At 67.1% G+C, this 17,114-nt stretch carries 16 protein-coding genes; 8 read left to right on the top strand and 8 right to left on the bottom strand.

Annotated features, from left to right (window positions below; all coding sequences use genetic code 11):
* Nucleotides 1-38 precede the first annotated feature (38 nt).
* Entirely contained in the window at nt 39-1,631 is a 1,593-nt protein-coding gene (locus tag EET10_RS21030; RefSeq protein ID WP_099187598.1) for a PucR family transcriptional regulator, read from the bottom strand.
* 84 nt (nt 1,632-1,715) lie between these two features.
* Here EET10_RS21030 and pruA point away from each other — a divergent pair, with 84 nt between their 5' ends.
* Both pruA and EET10_RS21020 read left to right on the top strand, forming a co-directional pair.
* Nucleotides 1,716-3,347, top strand: coding sequence for an L-glutamate gamma-semialdehyde dehydrogenase (gene pruA, locus EET10_RS21025; protein WP_122502467.1), 1,632 nt, complete (start codon nt 1,716-1,718; stop codon nt 3,345-3,347).
* Entirely contained in the window at nt 3,347-4,306 is a 960-nt protein-coding gene (locus EET10_RS21020) for a proline dehydrogenase family protein (protein WP_122502466.1), read from the top strand. The genes pruA and EET10_RS21020 overlap by 1 nt, the downstream gene beginning before the upstream one ends.
* 240 nt (nt 4,307-4,546) lie before the next feature.
* Here the strand turns inward: EET10_RS21020 and EET10_RS21015 are convergent, their stop codons facing one another.
* From EET10_RS21015 to EET10_RS20995, 5 genes are read right to left on the bottom strand one after another with little or no spacing between them, the layout of a single operon-like run.
* Nucleotides 4,547-5,188 (bottom strand): TetR/AcrR family transcriptional regulator, encoded by a 642-nt coding sequence (locus EET10_RS21015; protein WP_036400593.1) that lies wholly within the window; start codon nt 5,186-5,188, stop codon nt 4,547-4,549.
* 4 nt (nt 5,189-5,192) lie between these two features.
* Nucleotides 5,193-6,362 carry a lipid-transfer protein gene (locus tag EET10_RS21010; protein ID WP_036400592.1) on the bottom strand — a complete coding sequence of 390 codons (1,170 nt, stop codon included), beginning with the start codon at nt 6,360-6,362 and terminating at the stop codon, nt 5,193-5,195.
* On the bottom strand, nt 6,359-6,802 hold the full coding sequence (locus tag EET10_RS21005) for a MaoC family dehydratase (RefSeq protein ID WP_036400591.1): 444 nt from the start codon (nt 6,800-6,802) through the stop codon (nt 6,359-6,361). The genes EET10_RS21010 and EET10_RS21005 overlap by 4 nt, the downstream gene beginning before the upstream one ends.
* Nucleotides 6,799-7,218, bottom strand: coding sequence for a Zn-ribbon domain-containing OB-fold protein (locus EET10_RS21000; protein ID WP_036400588.1), 420 nt, complete (start codon nt 7,216-7,218; stop codon nt 6,799-6,801). Before EET10_RS21000 ends, EET10_RS21005 begins: the two co-directional genes overlap by 4 nt.
* Complete coding sequence (locus tag EET10_RS20995) at nt 7,218-7,760, bottom strand: FAS1-like dehydratase domain-containing protein (protein ID WP_036400586.1); 543 nt, start codon at nt 7,758-7,760, stop codon at nt 7,218-7,220. Before EET10_RS20995 ends, EET10_RS21000 begins: the two co-directional genes overlap by 1 nt.
* A gap of 205 nt (nt 7,761-7,965) precedes the next feature.
* Between EET10_RS20995 and EET10_RS20990 the strand changes: the two genes are divergently transcribed.
* The 4 genes from EET10_RS20990 to EET10_RS20975 all read left to right on the top strand — a co-directional run bounded on the left by EET10_RS20990 (nt 7,966) and on the right by EET10_RS20975 (nt 12,625).
* Nucleotides 7,966-9,423, top strand: coding sequence for an aldehyde dehydrogenase family protein (locus EET10_RS20990; RefSeq protein ID WP_063467044.1), 1,458 nt, complete (start codon nt 7,966-7,968; stop codon nt 9,421-9,423).
* 76 nt (nt 9,424-9,499) lie between these two features.
* Entirely contained in the window at nt 9,500-10,408 is a 909-nt protein-coding gene (locus EET10_RS20985; RefSeq protein WP_036400583.1) for an alpha/beta fold hydrolase, read from the top strand.
* A 3-nt stretch (nt 10,409-10,411) separates the two neighbouring features.
* The gene (locus tag EET10_RS20980; protein WP_051490326.1) at nt 10,412-11,212 is read left to right on the top strand and encodes an esterase/lipase family protein; all 801 of its coding nucleotides are present in this window, start codon (nt 10,412-10,414) and stop codon (nt 11,210-11,212) included.
* 9 nt (nt 11,213-11,221) lie between these two features.
* Entirely contained in the window at nt 11,222-12,625 is a 1,404-nt protein-coding gene (locus EET10_RS20975; RefSeq protein WP_122502465.1) for an acyl-CoA synthetase, read from the top strand.
* A gap of 35 nt (nt 12,626-12,660) precedes the next feature.
* Here the strand turns inward: EET10_RS20975 and EET10_RS20970 are convergent, their stop codons facing one another.
* The gene (locus EET10_RS20970) at nt 12,661-13,926 is read right to left on the bottom strand and encodes an Rv1453 family transcriptional regulator (RefSeq protein WP_036400578.1); all 1,266 of its coding nucleotides are present in this window, start codon (nt 13,924-13,926) and stop codon (nt 12,661-12,663) included.
* A gap of 731 nt (nt 13,927-14,657) precedes the next feature.
* On the opposite strand from EET10_RS20970, the gene EET10_RS20965 reads away from it, so the two are divergent.
* Together EET10_RS20965 and EET10_RS20960 are read left to right on the top strand one after the other, a co-directional pair.
* Complete coding sequence (locus tag EET10_RS20965) at nt 14,658-14,957, top strand: PE family protein (RefSeq protein WP_036400575.1); 300 nt, start codon at nt 14,658-14,660, stop codon at nt 14,955-14,957.
* Nucleotides 14,958-14,987: 30 nt separating this feature from the next.
* On the top strand, nt 14,988-16,163 hold the full coding sequence (locus tag EET10_RS20960) for a PPE family protein (protein ID WP_036400572.1): 1,176 nt from the start codon (nt 14,988-14,990) through the stop codon (nt 16,161-16,163).
* Between the two features lie 246 nt (nt 16,164-16,409).
* Here the strand turns inward: EET10_RS20960 and EET10_RS20955 are convergent, their stop codons facing one another.
* Complete coding sequence (locus EET10_RS20955) at nt 16,410-17,039, bottom strand: GNAT family N-acetyltransferase (RefSeq protein ID WP_063467011.1); 630 nt, start codon at nt 17,037-17,039, stop codon at nt 16,410-16,412.
* Between the last annotated feature and the right edge of the window lie 75 nt (nt 17,040-17,114).

The following is a 17,114-nucleotide window of genomic DNA, read 5'->3' as shown; positions in this document are numbered from 1 at the left end:
CCGGAAGAAAACTGACTCCGCGCGTGATTCGGCCGGTGTCAACCAGACCGTTCGGCCACGCGCAATCCCAGCGAAAAGAGCAGCCGCACATCGGGATCAGCCAACGACGTCGACAGCAGCTTCTCGATCCGCCGCACTCGATAGCGAACTGTGTTGGGATGCACCTGCAGTGCCTGCGCGGCGGCGCCGATATCGCCGAAGCTGTCCAAGTAGACCCGTAACGTTTCGGCCAGCGCAGGATCCCGGGTGCGCAGGTCGCGTATCCGCGGGTCGACCAGCCGCGCATGGGTGCCGACCAGCGTGACGATTTCGTCGAGCAGGACTGCGGTGCGTGCTTCGGCCACCGAGGTCACCTGCCCTATCGAGATGGGGTGGCGCACAGCGCTGTCGAGCACGCCGTCCACCTCGGTGCGTGCCGCGGCGATCCCCCGCAGACCCGCGACCGGCGCGGCGATCGCGGCCCGCAGGTGCACGCCCAGCTCGGTGCGCAGCGAGCTGACCGTGCCATGCACCCATGAGGTGACCGCGCGGGCCGTCGCGGTGTGCGGTAACACCACATAGATCCGCGATCCGTTGGTGCCCACCTGGGCGTCACGACGAAAAGCGCTGGCGCTCAACGCCAAGACGTCGGTGAGCCGGGCTGGTTGGTTTTCGGCGGCAATGGTGTCGAAGCCGATCAGCGCGGCGTTCCCGTCGCCGGGCAGCCCGAGTTCGCGCGCGACAGCGGCCGCATCGAGCGGTTCACCATCGGCCAGGCCGAGTAATTGCTGTACCCGCCGCGCGTGGGTGGAGGGCCGGGCCGCCAGCCGCGACATGATCCGAGCGGCCAGCACCGCCGCTCCCTGCAAAATCTCTTCGGCATCGTCGGCCAGCGGCTGCGAGCCCTGCTGAACCCAGATCGCGCCGGCGAACACCGGTGAGCGCCGCGGGGTGACCGCTGGTTGGTGAATCCCGATCGCCAGCCGCGGACGCAGTGCCAGTTCCGGGCGCTCAGCCACCCGGACCACCTCGCTGCTGGCGCGAAGGGCGTCGAAAATGCCCCATTGGGCCAGCCATTCCAGATGCTCGGGCGGGCCGGCGCGGCCCAGGATGGACAGCCGGCGCAGCTCGTCGGCGTCTTCGTTGGAAGCCGAGTAGGCCAGCACATGAGACTGCGCGTCTTCGATGCTGACCATGCCGTGGATTCGGTCGGCCAGGGACTGGGCCAGGCCGAACAGGTCGGTGCCCGAGTCGTCCACGGGATCGCCACGGTCCCCGTGATGCTCCAACACGTGATTGACCAGCCGGTAGAGGCGTTCCCAGCGAGCACGCGGTTCCACGGCAACCACCGCCGACCCTGCTCGGACCGCTTTGGCCACCACCGCGTCGGACGGTTCCTTGACGAAGATCGCCACCGGCGCTCGGGCTTGGCCGTCGATCCAGCGCAGCGCCTCGTCGCTGGCGACGCCCAGCAGAAAGAAGGCGTCGGCCGAGCCCGCCGCTTCGGCCAGGCCCAGCCGTACATCGTCGGAATCAACCAGCGCCGCCGAGGCCACGGTGAGATCCAGCCCCCGCGGAGCTTCGACCAGGCTGACCAGGGTCGCATCCAGGGCAAGGAGTAACTGGCCCAATCCGACACCGGCCACCCGCATATTGTTCGATCCTACTAGCAGCGGTGGCAATTCCTGTCGTATCGGCCAATCGATTCCGGCGCGGGGACGGGGAACCTGGCAGGCATGGACGCTATTACCCAAGTGCCGGTCCCGGTCAACGAGCCGGTGCATGACTATGCCCCGAAATCGCCGGAACGCGCCCGGCTGCGCGCCGAGCTGGCCTTGCTGTCCGGTCATCCGATGGAACTGCCGCACGTCATCGGCGGCCGACACCGGATGGGCGACGGCAAGGCGATCGACGTCGTCGCCCCGCACCGGCATGCCGCGCGGCTGGGCACCCTGACCAACGCCGACCATGCCGATGCGGCGGCGGCTATCGCGGCCGCCATGGCCGCCAAAAACGCTTGGGCCGCTGTGCCTTTCGATGAGCGTGCCGCGGTGTTCCTGCGCGCCGCCGATCTGCTCGCGGGGCCCTGGCGAGAAAAGGTCGCCGCCGCCACCATGCTCGGCCAGTCGAAGTCGGCGTACCAGGCCGAGATCGACGCGCCCTGCGAGTTGGTGGATTTCTGGCGATTCAACGTCGCGTTCGCCCGCCAGATCCTGGCCCAGCAGCCGATCAGCGGCCCCGGGGAGTGGAACCGCACCGATTACCGTCCGCTGGACGGCTTCGTCTATGCGATCACGCCGTTCAACTTCACCTCGATCGCGGGCAATCTGCCCACCGCGCCGGCGCTGATGGGCAACACCGTGGTGTGGAAACCGTCGATCACCCAGACCTTGTCGGCCTATCTGCTCATGCAACTGCTCGAAGCCGCGGGGTTGCCGCCGGGTGTGATCAACCTGGTCACCGGCGACGGCTTCGCGGTTTCCGAGGTGGCGCTGGCCGATCCGCGATTGGCCGGCATCCACTTCACCGGATCGACGGCCACCTTCTGTCACCTTTGGCAGCAGGTCGGCGCCAATATCGGCCGTTACCAGAGCTATCCGCGGCTGGTCGGGGAGACCGGTGGTAAGGACTTCGTGGTGGCACACCCGTCGGCACGCCCGGATGTGTTGTCCACATCCTTGATTCGCGGAGCATTCGACTATCAGGGCCAGAAGTGCTCGGCGGTGTCGCGGGCGTTCGTCGCCCACTCGGTGTGGCAGCGGATGGGTGATGCCTTCCTGGGCGCCGTCGCCGAGCTGAAATACGGTGACATCACCGACCTGTCGAACTATGGTGGAGCGCTGATCGACCGGCGCGCTTTCATCAAGAACGTCGACGCGATCGAGCGGGCCAAGGGCGCGGCCGGTGTCACGATCGCCGTTGGCGGCGAATACGACGACAGCATAGGCTATTTCGTGCGTCCCACGGTATTGCTGTCCGACGACCCGACCGACGAGGCATTCGCGACCGAGTACTTCGGGCCGGTGCTGGCGGTGCACGTCTACCCTGACGGGCACTACGAACGCATCCTCGACGTCATCGATACCGGATCACGCTACGCGCTGACCGGCGCCGTCATCGCCGACGACCGCCGCGCGGTCCTGAGGGCACAAGACCGGCTTCGGTTCGCTGCGGGCAACTTCTATGTCAACGACAAGCCGACCGGTGCGGTCGTCGGACGTCAGCCATTCGGTGGCTCGCGCGGATCGGGCACCAACGACAAGGCGGGTTCGCCGCTGAACCTGTTGCGTTGGACCTCGGCGCGCACCATCAAGGAGACGTTCGTCCCGGTGACCGACCACCACTACCCGCACATGGCTGCCGACTGATGGCCCGGTTGTTCGCCCGCACCCTGCGCCCGGCCCTGCTGGTGGCCGGACGGTCCGACAGGTTGCGGCTCATGACCGAGCGCTCGTCGGTGACCCGGCGGGTGGTGCGCCGGTTCGTGCCCGGTGAAACGCTGGATAGCGTTCTGAAAGTCATTGCAGTGCTGCGTGATTCGGGACGTTATGTCAGCATCGACTATCTCGGCGAGAATGTCACCGACGCTGACGGCGCCGCGGCCATCGTGCGGGCCTACCTCGACTTGCTCGACGCGCTGGGCCGGCGGGCGGACACGGCATTCGCCGGGGTGCGGCCGCTGGAGGTGTCGGTCAAGCTGTCGGCGCTGGGGCAGGCGCTGGACCGCGATGGCCCGAAGATCGCCTTGGACAATGCCCGCACTATCTGCGAGCGGGCCGAGCAGGTCGGGGTGTGGGTCACCGTCGACGCCGAAGACCACACCACCACCGATTCGACCTTGTCGATCTCGGGTGACCTGCGGGTCGACTTCGGTTGGTTGGGCACGGTTGTGCAGGCCTACCTGCGGCGCACGCTTGCCGATTGCCGAGAGCTGGCCTCGGTAGGCGCCCGGGTCCGGCTGTGCAAGGGCGCCTACGACGAGCCCACAGCGGTGGCCTACCGGGACGGCGCCGAGATCACCGACTCCTACCTGCGCTGCCTGCACGTTCTGCTATCCGGTTCCGGGTACCCGATGGTGGCGTCGCACGACCCGGCGATCATCGGCGCGACCGGCGGCATGGCTACTGGAATACGTCGTACCGCTGGTGATTTCGAATACCAGATGTTGTACGGCATTCGCGACGACGAACAGCGGCGACTGGCCGCCGCCGGTAATCAGCTGCGGGTTTACGTGCCGTTCGGCGGCCAGTGGTACGGCTATTTGATGCGACGCCTGGCCGAACGCCCGGCGAACCTGGCGTTTTTCCTGCGCGCCTTGGCGCATTGAGTGCGTCGAGTGTGCCCAGGTGGCGTCGAGTGTGCCCAGGTGGCGTCGAGTGTGCCCAGGTGGCGTCGAGTGTGCGGCTGTGGCGTCGAGTGTGCCCAGGTGGCGTCGAGTGTGCCCACTGGGCGGGTTTTCTGCGGCTCGGCCGCCCTGGCCGCACACTCGACGCCGCAGCCGCACACCGAAAGTCCCAGCCGCACACTCGACGCCGCAACCACCCACTCGACGCCGCCAGTTGCACACTCAGCGCAGCTTCGACGCCGCGCGGGCAGACTGCGGCCGGTCATCGCGGAAACCCCGTACCACATGCGCACGCACGAAATCGGCCACGGCTTCGGGGGCATCGGGGTCGTCCAGATTGCGGATCGGCGATGGCGTGGTGAACAACGAGAACAGGATGCGGGCGAACCACTCCCCGGCGGCCTCGACATCGAGGTCCTTGCGTACCTCGCCGGTGAGCTTGGCCGCAGTGAGGTAGGGCGCGAAGAAGTCGACACTTTCGCGCAGCAGCTCGGCAGCGTCCTTGGTCAGCAACAGGTTGATCGCGTCTTCATCGACATACGTAGCCGACGTGATCGCCCGGCGCGCCCGAGTCACAAATACCGCTGCGCGGCAAAGCTTTTCCTCCAAGGGGCTCACCCGGCTCATGGCCTGGGCCATTTCGCGGTAGAACTGGTGGGAAGCATGTTCGGCACAGGCCTCGACAAGGGCGGCCTTGTCCGGGAAGTACTCGTAGACGGTGCTGCGGGATACCTTCGCCGACCTGGCGATGTCGACAATGGTCGCCTTCTGCAGTCCGTGCTCGCGGAAACAGACGTATGCCGCCCCGATGATGAGCTCGCGCGTATCACCCGCCTGGATCACCGCAGAAGCTCGCGTCGTCACGCGCTCACCTGCCCGGCTCAAGAATCAGGCCGCTGGTCGGCACCCCGGTTCCCGACGTGACCACGACATGTTCGACGCCGTCGACCTGGTTGCAGGAGGTGCCGCGCACCTGACGAACCGCCTCGGTGATGCCGTTCATGCCGTGGATGTAGGCCTCGCCCAGCAGACCGCCGTTGGTGTTGATCGGCAGCACCCCGCCCAGCGACAGGTTCTCGACGGTGGCGAAGTCCTTCGCCTCACCGCGCCCGCAGAAGCCGAGCTCCTCGAGCTGAACGAACACAAAGGGCGTGAAATGGTCGTAAAGGAAGGCGGTTTGGATGTCGGCGGGCTTGAGACCCGAATCCCGCCAGAGCCGCCGGGCCACCACTGCCAGCTCCGGCAGGCCGGTGATGTCCTCGCGGTAATAGCTGGTCATCATCTCACCCTCGGCGGCGGCGCCCTGGGTGGCCGCGGTGATCACCGCCGGCGGCTGCCGTAGATCCCGGGCTCGGTCAGCGCTGGTCACCACCAGTGCCACACCGCCGTCGCTTTCCTGGCAGCAGTCCAGCAGTCGCAGCACGGGTTCGACGATCCAGCGCGAATTCTGGTGGTCTGCCAACGTGATCGGACGCTGATAGAACCACGCATCGGGGTTGCGGGCCGCATGGGCACGGTCGACGACGGCGATCGCGCCGAAGTGTTCGTTGGTGGCGCCGTAGGCCGACATGTAGCGCTGGGCGTGCAGCGCGACCCACGCTGCCGGAGTGAGCAACCCGAATGGCGCGTAATGCGCCATGAACAGCGGAGTTTCGCTGCTGGTGCGCCCGCTGCCGCCGAACCGCATGCCGGAACGCTCGTTGAACGCGCGGTAGCACACCACGATGTCGGCCACAGCCGTGGCTATCGCCATTGCCGCGTGGACCACCGTTGCGGCTGCCGCGCCGCCGCCGTGCGGCACCCGGCTGAAGAAGTTGAGGTCGCCGATTCCGAGGTTGCGCGCGACGGCGATCTCATCGCTGGCGTCCATGGTGAAGGTGACCATGCCGTCGACGTCGCCGGGCGCCACACCGGCGTCGTCGAGTGCGGCGCGCACCGCCTCGCACGTCAATTGCAGCTCGCTGCGGCCGGACTCCTTGGAGAACTCGGTCTGGCCGATTCCCGCTATGGCCGCGGCACCGGCCAGCGAGCCGGTCATGCACCTGCCTTGTCGAGCAGGCTGAGGATCGCGGTGCCGGACACGTGCTTGCCCAGGCAGTTGGCGGCCTGGAACGTCACTTCGACGAAGTTCTCGCCACCCGAGCCGGCCGACTTGCCCGTCACACTGCCGGTGAAGCGCAGCGGGTCGTCCGGAAAGCACGGTACGCCAAGGCGAATCGAGAGCTTCTTGACCATCGCCTCGGGCCCGGCCCAGTCGGTGAGGAAACGGACGCACAACCCGTTGGTGGTCAGGATGTTCATGAACAGGTTGGGCGAACCCTGCTTGTTGGCGTAGTCACGGTCGTGATGCACCGGCATGAAGTCCCGCGACGCGATCGCGCCGGCGACGATAACCGTTGCGGTGACCGGGATCTCGAGCGGAGTCAGCTCGTCGCCGACGGCCACGTCGGCCCATCTCAAAGTACTGATCGCGGTCATCGAGATCCTCCCGAGGCTGGGGCGCGGGGCCGGAATTGGTGCAGCACCAGGTTGTTTTCGAAGGTCTGGTAGTACACCTCGACCGGCATCCCGACTACGACGTCAGCCGGATCGATCTCACACAGATTGGACACCAGCCGCACCCCTTCGGCCAGTTCCACCAGCACGACGATGTAGGGGTAATCGAAGAAGGGAAACCGCGGCTGGTGGGGTATCACGTAGCTGTAGACGGTGCCGCGGCCCGACGACTCGACAGCCGTCCAGTCCAGGGAGCGGCACCCGGGACACATGGGGCGTGGCGGATGACGCAGCGCTGTGCATCCGTTGCAGCGCTGGATCAGTAGTTTGCGCTCACGCAATCCGCGCCAAAAGAATTCGGTGTCCGGGCTGGTTGCCGGTGCAGGCCGGGTCGCCATCAGCGCTTCGGCCTGAATCGCAGAACCCGGAACCGTTGGCGGCCCAACACCTCTGAATGCTGGTCGACGTAGGTCGTCACCCAGGTGAGGAAGAAGCCGGTGCCCAGCGCGGTCTCCTTTTCGTCGGAGACGTCCTCGTACACCGCCATCGCACTGATCACGTCGCCCAGGCGCGGATAACGTTCGATCTCGAACTCCGAGTTCACCGCCACCGTGCTGGTGTAGCCGGCCTCGTCGAGAAATGCCGTTGGATTGGAAGTGATTTCGGTCGGGGCTCCGCCCCGCTCCCGGATCCCCGCCAGCTTCGGCGCCGGCATTGTCCACGTCTGCAGCATGACCGGCGGTGATACGATGCCGCCGAACCTCGACGTGGCCGCGAACTCCGGATCCAGATACACCGGGTTCATGTCGTCGAGCGCATGCGCCCAGTGCCGAATCATCGGTTGATTGACCGGATCCGGCGCCACCAAAGGGGTTCCGGTACCACCGGTGTGCTGCCCGACGAGAGCCCGCAGCTTGGCGCGGAACTCGGCTGACGGCACGCGCCCTCCAGTCGCAGATCGATCAGAAAACCATCGGATCCGACACATCGACGAAAGATGTTCGCCAATTGTGTCTACTCGTGTACCACGTTGCTTGTCAATATGCCTGAAATTGCCTGTAATTCGGGCTGGCACTCGTTGACTCCGAACTGCGACCGGTGTACACCAGGTGTTGATATGACCGATATCCGGTGTGGGGATGCAGATGGCTGAATTACCTCTTGTCGAGGCCTACCAGCTCTATATCGGCGGACGCTGGGTGGAACCGCACAACGGCCGCTACGACGACATCTCGCCATCCACCGGCGCGACGATCGCCACCGCGCCGGACGCCAGCGTCGGCCAGGTCGCCGAGGCGATCGGGGCCGCCCGTCGCGCGTTCGACGAAGGCCCCTGGCCGGCGATGAGCCACCAGCAACGCGCCGCCTGCCTGACTCAGCTCGGCGAGGCGCTGAACGAACACGCGGACGAGTTCTTCGCGCTCGCCCAGGCCGAATGGGGCTGCACGACCAATGAGCGATCAATCCAGATCGACAGCGCGTCCTTCATCGTGCAGCGCGCCGGCCAACTCGCCACCACGCTGCGCGAGGAGCCGATCGGATCGGTCGGCGCCGGTGCCACCGTGCTGTGTCACGAGCCGCTGGGTGTCGTCTCCATCCTGACGCCGTGGAACTTCCCGCACAGCCTCAACGTCATGAAGCTCAGCCGGGCCCTGGCTGCCGGCAACACCGTCGTGCTCAAGCCGTCGCCGCTGACCCCGCTGGCCGGGTTGGCGCTGGCCAAGACGATCGACGAGCACACCGACATGCCGCCCGGGGTGGTCAATGTCGTCACTCCCGGCAGTATCGAGGCCAGCAAGCTGCTGGCCGTCGACCCGCGGATCGACATGGTCAGCTTCACCGGCAGTTCGGCGGTCGGGCGGGAGGTGATGGCCGCCGCGGCCGGCACCATGAAGCGGGTCCTGTTGGAGTGCGGCGGCAAGTCGGCGAGCATCGTGCTCGACGACGCCGCGCTGACCGACGAGTTGCTGCAGCGAATGCTGTTCGACTCCTGCCTGTTGCATGCCGGCCAGGCGTGCATCCTGCAGAGCCGGCTGCTGCTGCCCGACGCGATGCACGACGACGTCGTCGACCGGCTGGTGGCGCTGGCGCGTCAGGTGAAGGTCGGCGATCCCGCCGATCCGGAGGTCCAGATGGGCCCGCTGATCAGCGAGCAACAACGGCAGCGAGTCGAGGGTCTGGTCTCCCGGGCGCTCGGCGACGGGGCCACCCTGGCCACCGGGGGCCGGCGCCCGCCGGCGCTGGGAACGGGCTTCTACTACGAGCCGACGATCCTGACCGGCTCGACCCCGGACGCGACCATTGCGCAGGAGGAAGTCTTCGGGCCGGTGTTGACCGTCTTGCGTTACCGCGACGACGACGAGGCGGTCGCGATCGCCAACAACTCGCAGTACGGCCTGTCCGGCGCGGTGTGGGGCGCCGACGCCGAACGCGCCGTCGGGGTCGCTCGCCGCATCCGCACCGGCCAGATCGCGGTGAACGGTTTCGGTCCGGGCGACGCGCCGTTCGGCGGTTTCAAGCAGAGCGGCCTGGGTCGCGAGGGCGGCGGAATCGCCGGCCTGCACCAGTACATGGAGCCCAAGGCGATCGGGATGCCCGCCTGACGGGGCGCCGCGAAAGCCGCCGATCACGGACCCCTCCCAGATTGTCACGGGCAAACTCACATGCGAAGCTCTCGGGATGGTCGTCGCAATTGCCCGCCCCAAGATTGAAGGAAACATCGCCGTCGGCGAAGACCGCCAAATCGGTTTCGCCGAGTTCGGCGCCCCGCAGGGACGTGCGGTTTTCTGGCTGCACGGCACCCCCGGTGCCCGCCGGCAGATCCCGACCGAGGCCCGGGTCTATGCCGAACACCACAACGTCCGGCTGATCGGCGTCGACCGCCCCGGGATCGGCTCGTCGACCCCGCACCAGTACGAGACCATTTCGGCGTTCGCCGACGACATGCGGACCATCTCCGACACCCTGGGCATCGAGAAGATGGCCGTCGTCGGCCTGTCCGGCGGCGGACCCTACACGCTGGCGTGCGCCGCCGGGCTGCCCGACAAGGTAGTGGCGGCGGGCGTACTTGGTGGCGTCGCACCGACGCACGGTCCCGACGCGATCAGTGGCGGCGTGATGAACCTTGGTGTGCGGGTCGCGCCGTTGCTCAGGCTGGGCGGTAGCCCGCTGCGGCTGTCCGCCAGCCTGCTGATCCGAGCGGCCCGGCCGGTCGCGTCCCCGGCACTGGACGTGTACGCGCTGCTCTCACCCCAGGCCGACCGGCATCTGCTGGCCCGTCCCGAGTTCAAGGCGATGTTTCTCGACGACCTGCTCAACGGCAGCCGCAAACAACTGGCCGCTCCGTTCGCCGACGTCATCGTTTTCGCTCGGGACTGGGGATTCCGGCTCGAGGAGGTGACGGTCCCGGTCCGTTGGTGGCACGGCGATCACGACCACATCATCCCGTTCTCCCACGGAGAGCACGTCGTTTCGCGCCTGCCCAACGCCGAGCTGTTCCACCTTCCAGGAGAAAGCCACCTCGCCGGTCTCGGCCGCGGCGAGGAGATCTTGGCGACCATGATGAAGGTCTGGGACGAGGAGGGCTGACCGATGTCCACGACCAAACCCGTCAGTGCCCCGCCATTGGCGCTCTACCTCACCGACATCCCGCGTGCGGTGGCCGAGTACGGGCAGTTGGTCAGCGTGCTGCCGCTGCACCGGATGCTGCCGGTCGGTGACGGGGATCCGGTGCTGGTGCTGCCCGGCCTGCTGGCCGGGGACGGTTCCACCTGGACGCTGCGGCGGCTGCTGCGCCGCCTCGGGTATCGGGCCCACGGCTGGGGCCTGGGCCGTAACATCGGCCCCACGCCCGAAGCGGTGCGCGGAATGGAACTGCGCCTCGAGGAGCTGGACGCCCGCTACGACGTTCCGCTCACCCTGATCGGCTGGAGTCTGGGCGGCATCTTCGCGCGTGCGCTGGCTCGCCGTCACCCGGCGGCGGTGCGTCAGGTGATCACCCTCGGCAGCCCGTTTCGCATGGAGGACGAAGCCCAGACGCGCGCGACCCCCAGCTTCAAGCGCTACGCCCACCTGCACTCCGAACAGCACGTGCTGCCGTTGAAGTCCGAAGCCGAACCCATGCCGGTCCCCACGACGGCGATCTACTCGCGCTTCGACGGCATGGTCGCATGGCAGACATGCATCAATCCGCCGTCGCCGCGAAGCGAGAACATCGCGGTACTGGCCAGCCACATCGGTTATGGACACCATCCGGCGACGGTGTGGGCCATCGCCGACCGGCTGGCGCAACCGCGGGACAGCTGGGCCCCGTTCCGTGCTCCGGCGCTGCTGCGGCCGCTGTTTCCCGGATCTTCGGAGACCGTCGCTGCGGCCGCCGACGGGTCTGGGTAGCCTGCTCAGGTGCTGCTGGCCTCGCTGAACCCCACTGACCTGTCCGCCGCCGACATCGCAGACGCGGTCAGCATCGACGGTGTCACGCTCAGTCGCAGTGACCTGGTCGGCGCCGCAACCTCGGTGGCCGAGCGGGTCGCGGGCGCGCACCGGGTCGCGGTGCTGGCCACGCCGACCGCCGCCACCGTGCTCGCCGTCACCGGCTGTCTGATCGCCGGCGTGCAAGTCGTCCCGGTACCGTCCGACGTCGGGGTGGCCGAGCGCCGGCATATGCTGACCGACTCCGGCGCGCAGGCGTGGCTGGGAACGGTACCCGACGAAACCGAAGGGCTACCGCACATTCCGGTCCGGTTACGCGCCCGGTCCTGGCACCGTTATCCCGAGCCGTCACCCGATGCCGTCGCGATGGTGGTCTACACTTCGGGCACCACCGGCCCGCCCAAGGGCGTGCAGTTGAGCCGGCGCGCGATCGCCGCCGACCTCGACGCGCTGGCCGACGCCTGGCAGTGGACCGCCGATGATGTTTTGGTGCACGGGTTGCCGATGTATCACGTCCACGGCCTGGTCCTCGGTCTGCTCGGCTCGCTGCGGGTCGGAAATCGGTTCGTGCACACCGGAAAACCGACGCCGGCGGGCTACGCCGCAGCGGGCGGCACCCTGTATTTCGGGGTGCCGACGGTGTGGTCGCGGGTGGCGGCCGACCAGGCTGCCGCCAAGGCGCTCAAACCGGCGCGGCTGTTGGTGTCCGGCAGCGCGGCTCTGCCGGTGCCGGTTTTCGACAAGCTGGCCGCGGTCAGCGGGCACCGGCCCATCGAACGCTACGGCGCCTCGGAATCATTGATCACCGTGTCGACTCGGGCCGACGGCGAACGTCGCCCCGGCTGGGTAGGCCTGCCGTTGGCCGGCGTGCAGACCCGGCTGGTCGACGACAACGGTGACCCGGTCCCGCATGACGGCGAAACCGTTGGCAGGCTGCAGGTTCAGAGCCCAACGATGTTCGAGGGCTACCTGAATCGACCGGATGCCACTGCTGAGGCCTTCGACGCCGATGGTTGGTATCGCACCGGTGACGTCGCGGTCGTCGATTACGGCGGCATGCACCGGATCGTGGGGCGCGAGTCGGTCGACTTGATCAAGTCGGGCGGATTCCGCATCGGCGCAGGCGAAATCGAGACGGTGCTGCTGGGGCATCCGGATGTGGCGGAGGTCGCGGTCGTCGGGTTCCCCGACGCGGACCTCGGCCAGCGCATCGTTGCCTACGTCGTCGGCTCAGCCAACCCGGATGACTTGATTCAGTTTGTCGCTCAGCAGCTTTCGGTCCACAAGCGCCCACGTGAGGTGCGGATCGTGGAGTCGCTGCCGCGCAATGCGCTGGGCAAGGTACTCAAGAAGCAATTGCTGTCGGAAGGCTGAATCAGCTCGAATCGGCTCGAATTGCCTCGAATTGGCTAAGCCGGCACGCCGCCGCCGCGACGAGCGGGTGAGGGGATATTGCCGACGTTGCTGCCGCGCCACCTCAGGGCTTCGAGGGCGACGGCGACCTCGACGGAGGTGCGGCCGAGTGGCCGCGGCAGGAGTCGTTGAGCGGACTCGATTCGGCGCAGCAAGGTGTTGCGATGAGTGTAGAGGCGCTTGGCGGCGCGGGAGGCGTTGCACTGCTCGTTGATAAATGTCAGCAGTGTCGTCTGCAGCTCCGGGCTTGCCGATTCCAGGTCCCCGAGCGTGCTGGAAATGAATTCGCTTGCAGCTTGTGGGTTTTGGGTGACCAGAGCGACCATCTGCACGTCGGAGAAGAATGCCACCCGCTGGCCGGACCGCAGTCGCATCAGGGTGCGCTGCGTGGTCAGCGCCTCGAAGTGGCTGCGCCGGAACGCTCCGGTCCCGGTTGCGGTGGTTCCAATGGCGATGCGTGCCCCGGCAATGTTGTCCAGCGCCCGCTCAACCGCAGCGATGTCGAGGACGGCGGCGTCGGCCAGCCACACCCAGCGGGTGGCCGCACTGGCTACCACGGTGAGCTGTTGCGCATAGCCCACAGCGTGGCTGAACGCGTCGGCGGCACGATCCAGCTCGCCTTGGCCGCCGTCGATCTCGTCGCTCCAGACGATGGCTGCCGTGTGCGCCCGATTCAATGGGTAGCCAAGCCGAGCCTCGGCGCGCTCCCGGCTGATCGGGGCGCCCTCGAGAAGGAGCCCGACCACCTCGAGGCGCTCGGCATGGCTGCCACGGTTGAGTTCGTGGTGCTCGAGCTGGATTTGGGTGGCGATGCCGGCAAGTGTGGCCTCGATGAAGTCGTTGATCGACCGGGCGGAAACGTCGAGAAGCTCGCGCAGCTCCGCAGGATCGGCGGTCAGGCCGAACGCGATGTGCAGCCACAGCCGCCAGGCGATGTATTCCCCGGTTCGATAGACGTCGTGCGCCAAGGTGTCCAGGCCCCGGCGCACCAGGTCCCGGGCCATGCGAAGCGGCTCCGCACCAAGGTTGGGCGGCACCGGCGCGCCGGGGTCGCGCATAGTGGCGGCCGCCCAGTGCACCAGGTTGGCGCGGTTGGCCTTTTGGACAACCTTGGCCAGGACAGGATCATCGGCGATGGCCGGGTTAGCCGCGACGGTGGCACGATCCAGCTCCGCGATCCATTCCGGGCCGGGGTTGAGGGCGATCCGGGCCCCTTCTCGGATGAGCTCACGTATTCGCGGCGAGGGTCGTTGCCGTACCACGCGCTGATTCTAGGATCGGCAGTTGGTGCCACAGGTGATCGATTTCCGCTGTCTGGGGGGACTTAAGCTTTTGCCGTCCTTGCCCTCTCGGATTCACGGAGGCAGTGCCTTGTCCGTCTGCCGCCGATGTGGTAACCGCCGCGGCCGCAGTTGCGGATTCGCGAAGCCGCTGGTTGCGCGGGCGCGAAACCAGTTGACCGCGTGGGCCGGGAAGGCCGTTGTGGTGGCCGGCCGACGGGATCGACAGTTATGCTCGTCGGGAAGCAAACGGTATCCGGCAACCAAAACCGGTTAGGGCGGCGCCGATCCGCTCAATTCAGGCTGAATATATCTCGGCTACGGCTCGATTGGCGTGGCTCCGCAGAAAGTACCGGGCTCATCAAGTATCCCGGTTTGGAACGGGTTGCGGCGCAGTGCAAAAGCCGACCCACGATGAGCCGGCGGCCGGGCCCGGGACAAAGTGCCGCGCTGTATACCCACGGTGCATTTTGCACCTGCGGCCGGGTCCCATTGGGAAGATTTCACCGCTGGCCCGGCCCGTCGGTGCATTTTGCACCTCCGGCCGGCCGGTTCGGGTGAGATTAACCTGTTGCCGTCGTTGCGTGTTCGCCATCATCAGCGCCAGTTCATCACCGCCGGCCCGACCCGTGGCGGATAGCTTGGGCCACCGGTGACCCGACGACCAACCTGCATTGCCGGGCGAGTGCCCGCCCTCTCGAGGAGGTAACCGCATGTCCTTCCTGACGGCACAACCAGACGCCTTGGCGGCCGCAGCCGCCAATCTCGGGTCGGTCGGTGCGGCACTGAGCGCCGGCAATGCCGCTGCCGCGGCTTCGACGACGGGTGTGTTGCCCCCCGCCGCCGACGAGGTCTCGGCACTGGTCGCAGTGCAGTTCGCGGCGCATGCCGCCACCTATCAGGCGGTGAGCGCGAGGGCCGCCGCGATTCATGATCAGTTGGTGGCCACTCTTGCCGCGAGCGCCGGTTCGTATGCCGCCACGGAAGCCGCCAACGCTGCGGCCGCCCAGTAACCGCCGGCGTTGCGGAGAATAGGACTGAAGATGGATTTCGGAGCTTTGCCGCCGGAGATCAACTCCGCCAGGATGTACACCGGTCCGGGTTTGGGCTCGCTTCTGGCCGCTGCGCAGGTTTGGGATGGCGTGGCTATCGATTTGTACAACGCTGCGTCCGCAGTTCAGTCGGTGATCCGGGGGTTGTTGGTCGGGCCGTGGCGGGGTTCGTCGGCAGGCTTGATGGCCGCGGCCGCATCGCCATACGTGACGTGGCTGGGTATCACCGCAGCGCAGGCCGAACTGACCGCTGACCAGGTCCGCACGGCGGCGACGGCCTACGAGTCGGCCTTTGCCACGACGGTGCCGCCGGCGGTGATCGCCGAAAACCGTATCCAGCTGCTGACGCTGATCGCGACCAACCTTTTCGGGCAGAACACCCCGGCGATCGCGGTTACCGAGGCCGAGTACGGCGAAATGTGGGCGCAGGACGCCGCCGCGATGTATGGCTATGCGGCTTCGGCGGCCATTGCGACGGAGACGCTGACGCCGTTCGACGAGGCCCCGGAGATCACCAATGCCGGCGGGCTGGTGCAGCAGGCCGCGGCGGTCGAGGAGGCCACCGATACCGCCGCGGCGAATCAGCTGATCTCCGCGGTGCCGCAGGCGCTGCAACAACTCGCCGAGCCCACGCAAAGCATCACACCCTTCACAGCAGCGGGTGAGCTCTGGAAGGCGATTTCGCCGCATCTGTCGCCGCTCAGCAACATCGTGTCGATGCTCAACAATCACGTTTCGATGCTCAGCTCGGGCATGTCGATGACCAACACGGCAAGTTCGCTGTTCAAGGGTATGGCTCCGGCGGCCGCCAAGGCTGTTGAATCCGCGGTCGAATCGGGGGCCAGGGCCATGGGGTCGTTGGGAAGCGGGTTGGGTACCCCCGGGATCGGTGGTTCCGGGGTCGCGGCGGGTTTGGGCCGGGCGCTATCGATCGGCTCGTTGTCGGTGCCGCAAGGCTGGGCGGCGGCGAATCAGGCGGTCCTCCCGGCGGCCCGGGCATTGCCGTTGGCCGGTGTGGCGAGCGCTGCCGAATCCGGACCCGCGCCCATGCTCGGTGGGTTGCCGCTGGGCCAACTGGCCAACGCCGGCGGTGGCAATGGTGTCAGCGGGGTGCTGCGGGTCACGCCGCGGCCCTATGTCATGCCTCGGACGCCGGCCGCCGGGTAACGACTGAGCCGCGGCGCCGAGTGGGCATTGGTGGCGCCGACTGTGCCGTCAGGGACGTCCGATCGCGAATGTTGCTGCCCTACAGGCACACTCAAAGCCGCCACCGCACACTCGATACCGCGCCATGACGGCCCGGTGCGGGGTAGCTGGGATTCCCTGCGCTCGGAGGTTGGCACTCAGCGGCCGCACATCGGTTACCGGCCGGCCGATAGCCAGGACACACCACTAGAACTCGCGTAGCGGCAATCACGATTCTTTAGCCCGGGGTACGTCGTCGGGTGTCCGGGGCAATGCATACAGCGCCATCCGGCGATTCGCCATGTCGTGTTCGCCGAGAAATACACAGCCGGCGCGCTCACAGAACCTGCGCGCTATCTTGTTTCGGTAGTCCGGATCGAACATGACTCGCCGACATCGCGGTTCGGCGTTGAGCATACTGGCCACCAAGTGCGGCAACACGAATTGGGCGATTCCCTTGTTCGTGACTTCCGGGTCGGCCATGCCGGCGTGGATGCCCAGATCATAAGGAGCCCACTCGTATCGGGTAGCGATGGAATCCTTCGCTGCCCAATAGAGTTCGACGTAGGCATGGTCTTGTCCGTCAATGCTGCCGATCATCGGTCGCGAATAGCTGCTGTCGAGCTGGGCACGCAGGTAGCGCTGCCACCGCGACACCGGCCACACGTACTCCCATGCTTCGGCCAGGTGGGGCCGGCGCATCCATTCGGCGATCATGTCGGCATCGGCATCGGGATCGGCCAGCCGGAATGCGTATGGTTCGGGCACTTCGGGTTGGGCAGGCGGCGGCGGGATATTGCGGACCTCGTCGGGTAGGTCGGTCAGTTCCCGCGGCAGGATCACGTCGGGTTCACTCATGTCGTCTCGGGTTTCGGTTGCTGTCGTAGGTGTCGCGATTCGGGATCGAAGTCACCGCGTGGCCGGCGCCGGCTG

The organism is Mycobacterium pseudokansasii, assembly GCF_900566075.1.
Lineage (GTDB): Bacteria > Actinomycetota > Actinomycetes > Mycobacteriales > Mycobacteriaceae > Mycobacterium > Mycobacterium pseudokansasii.
This window is presented reverse-complemented; position numbering and strand designations above follow the sequence as displayed.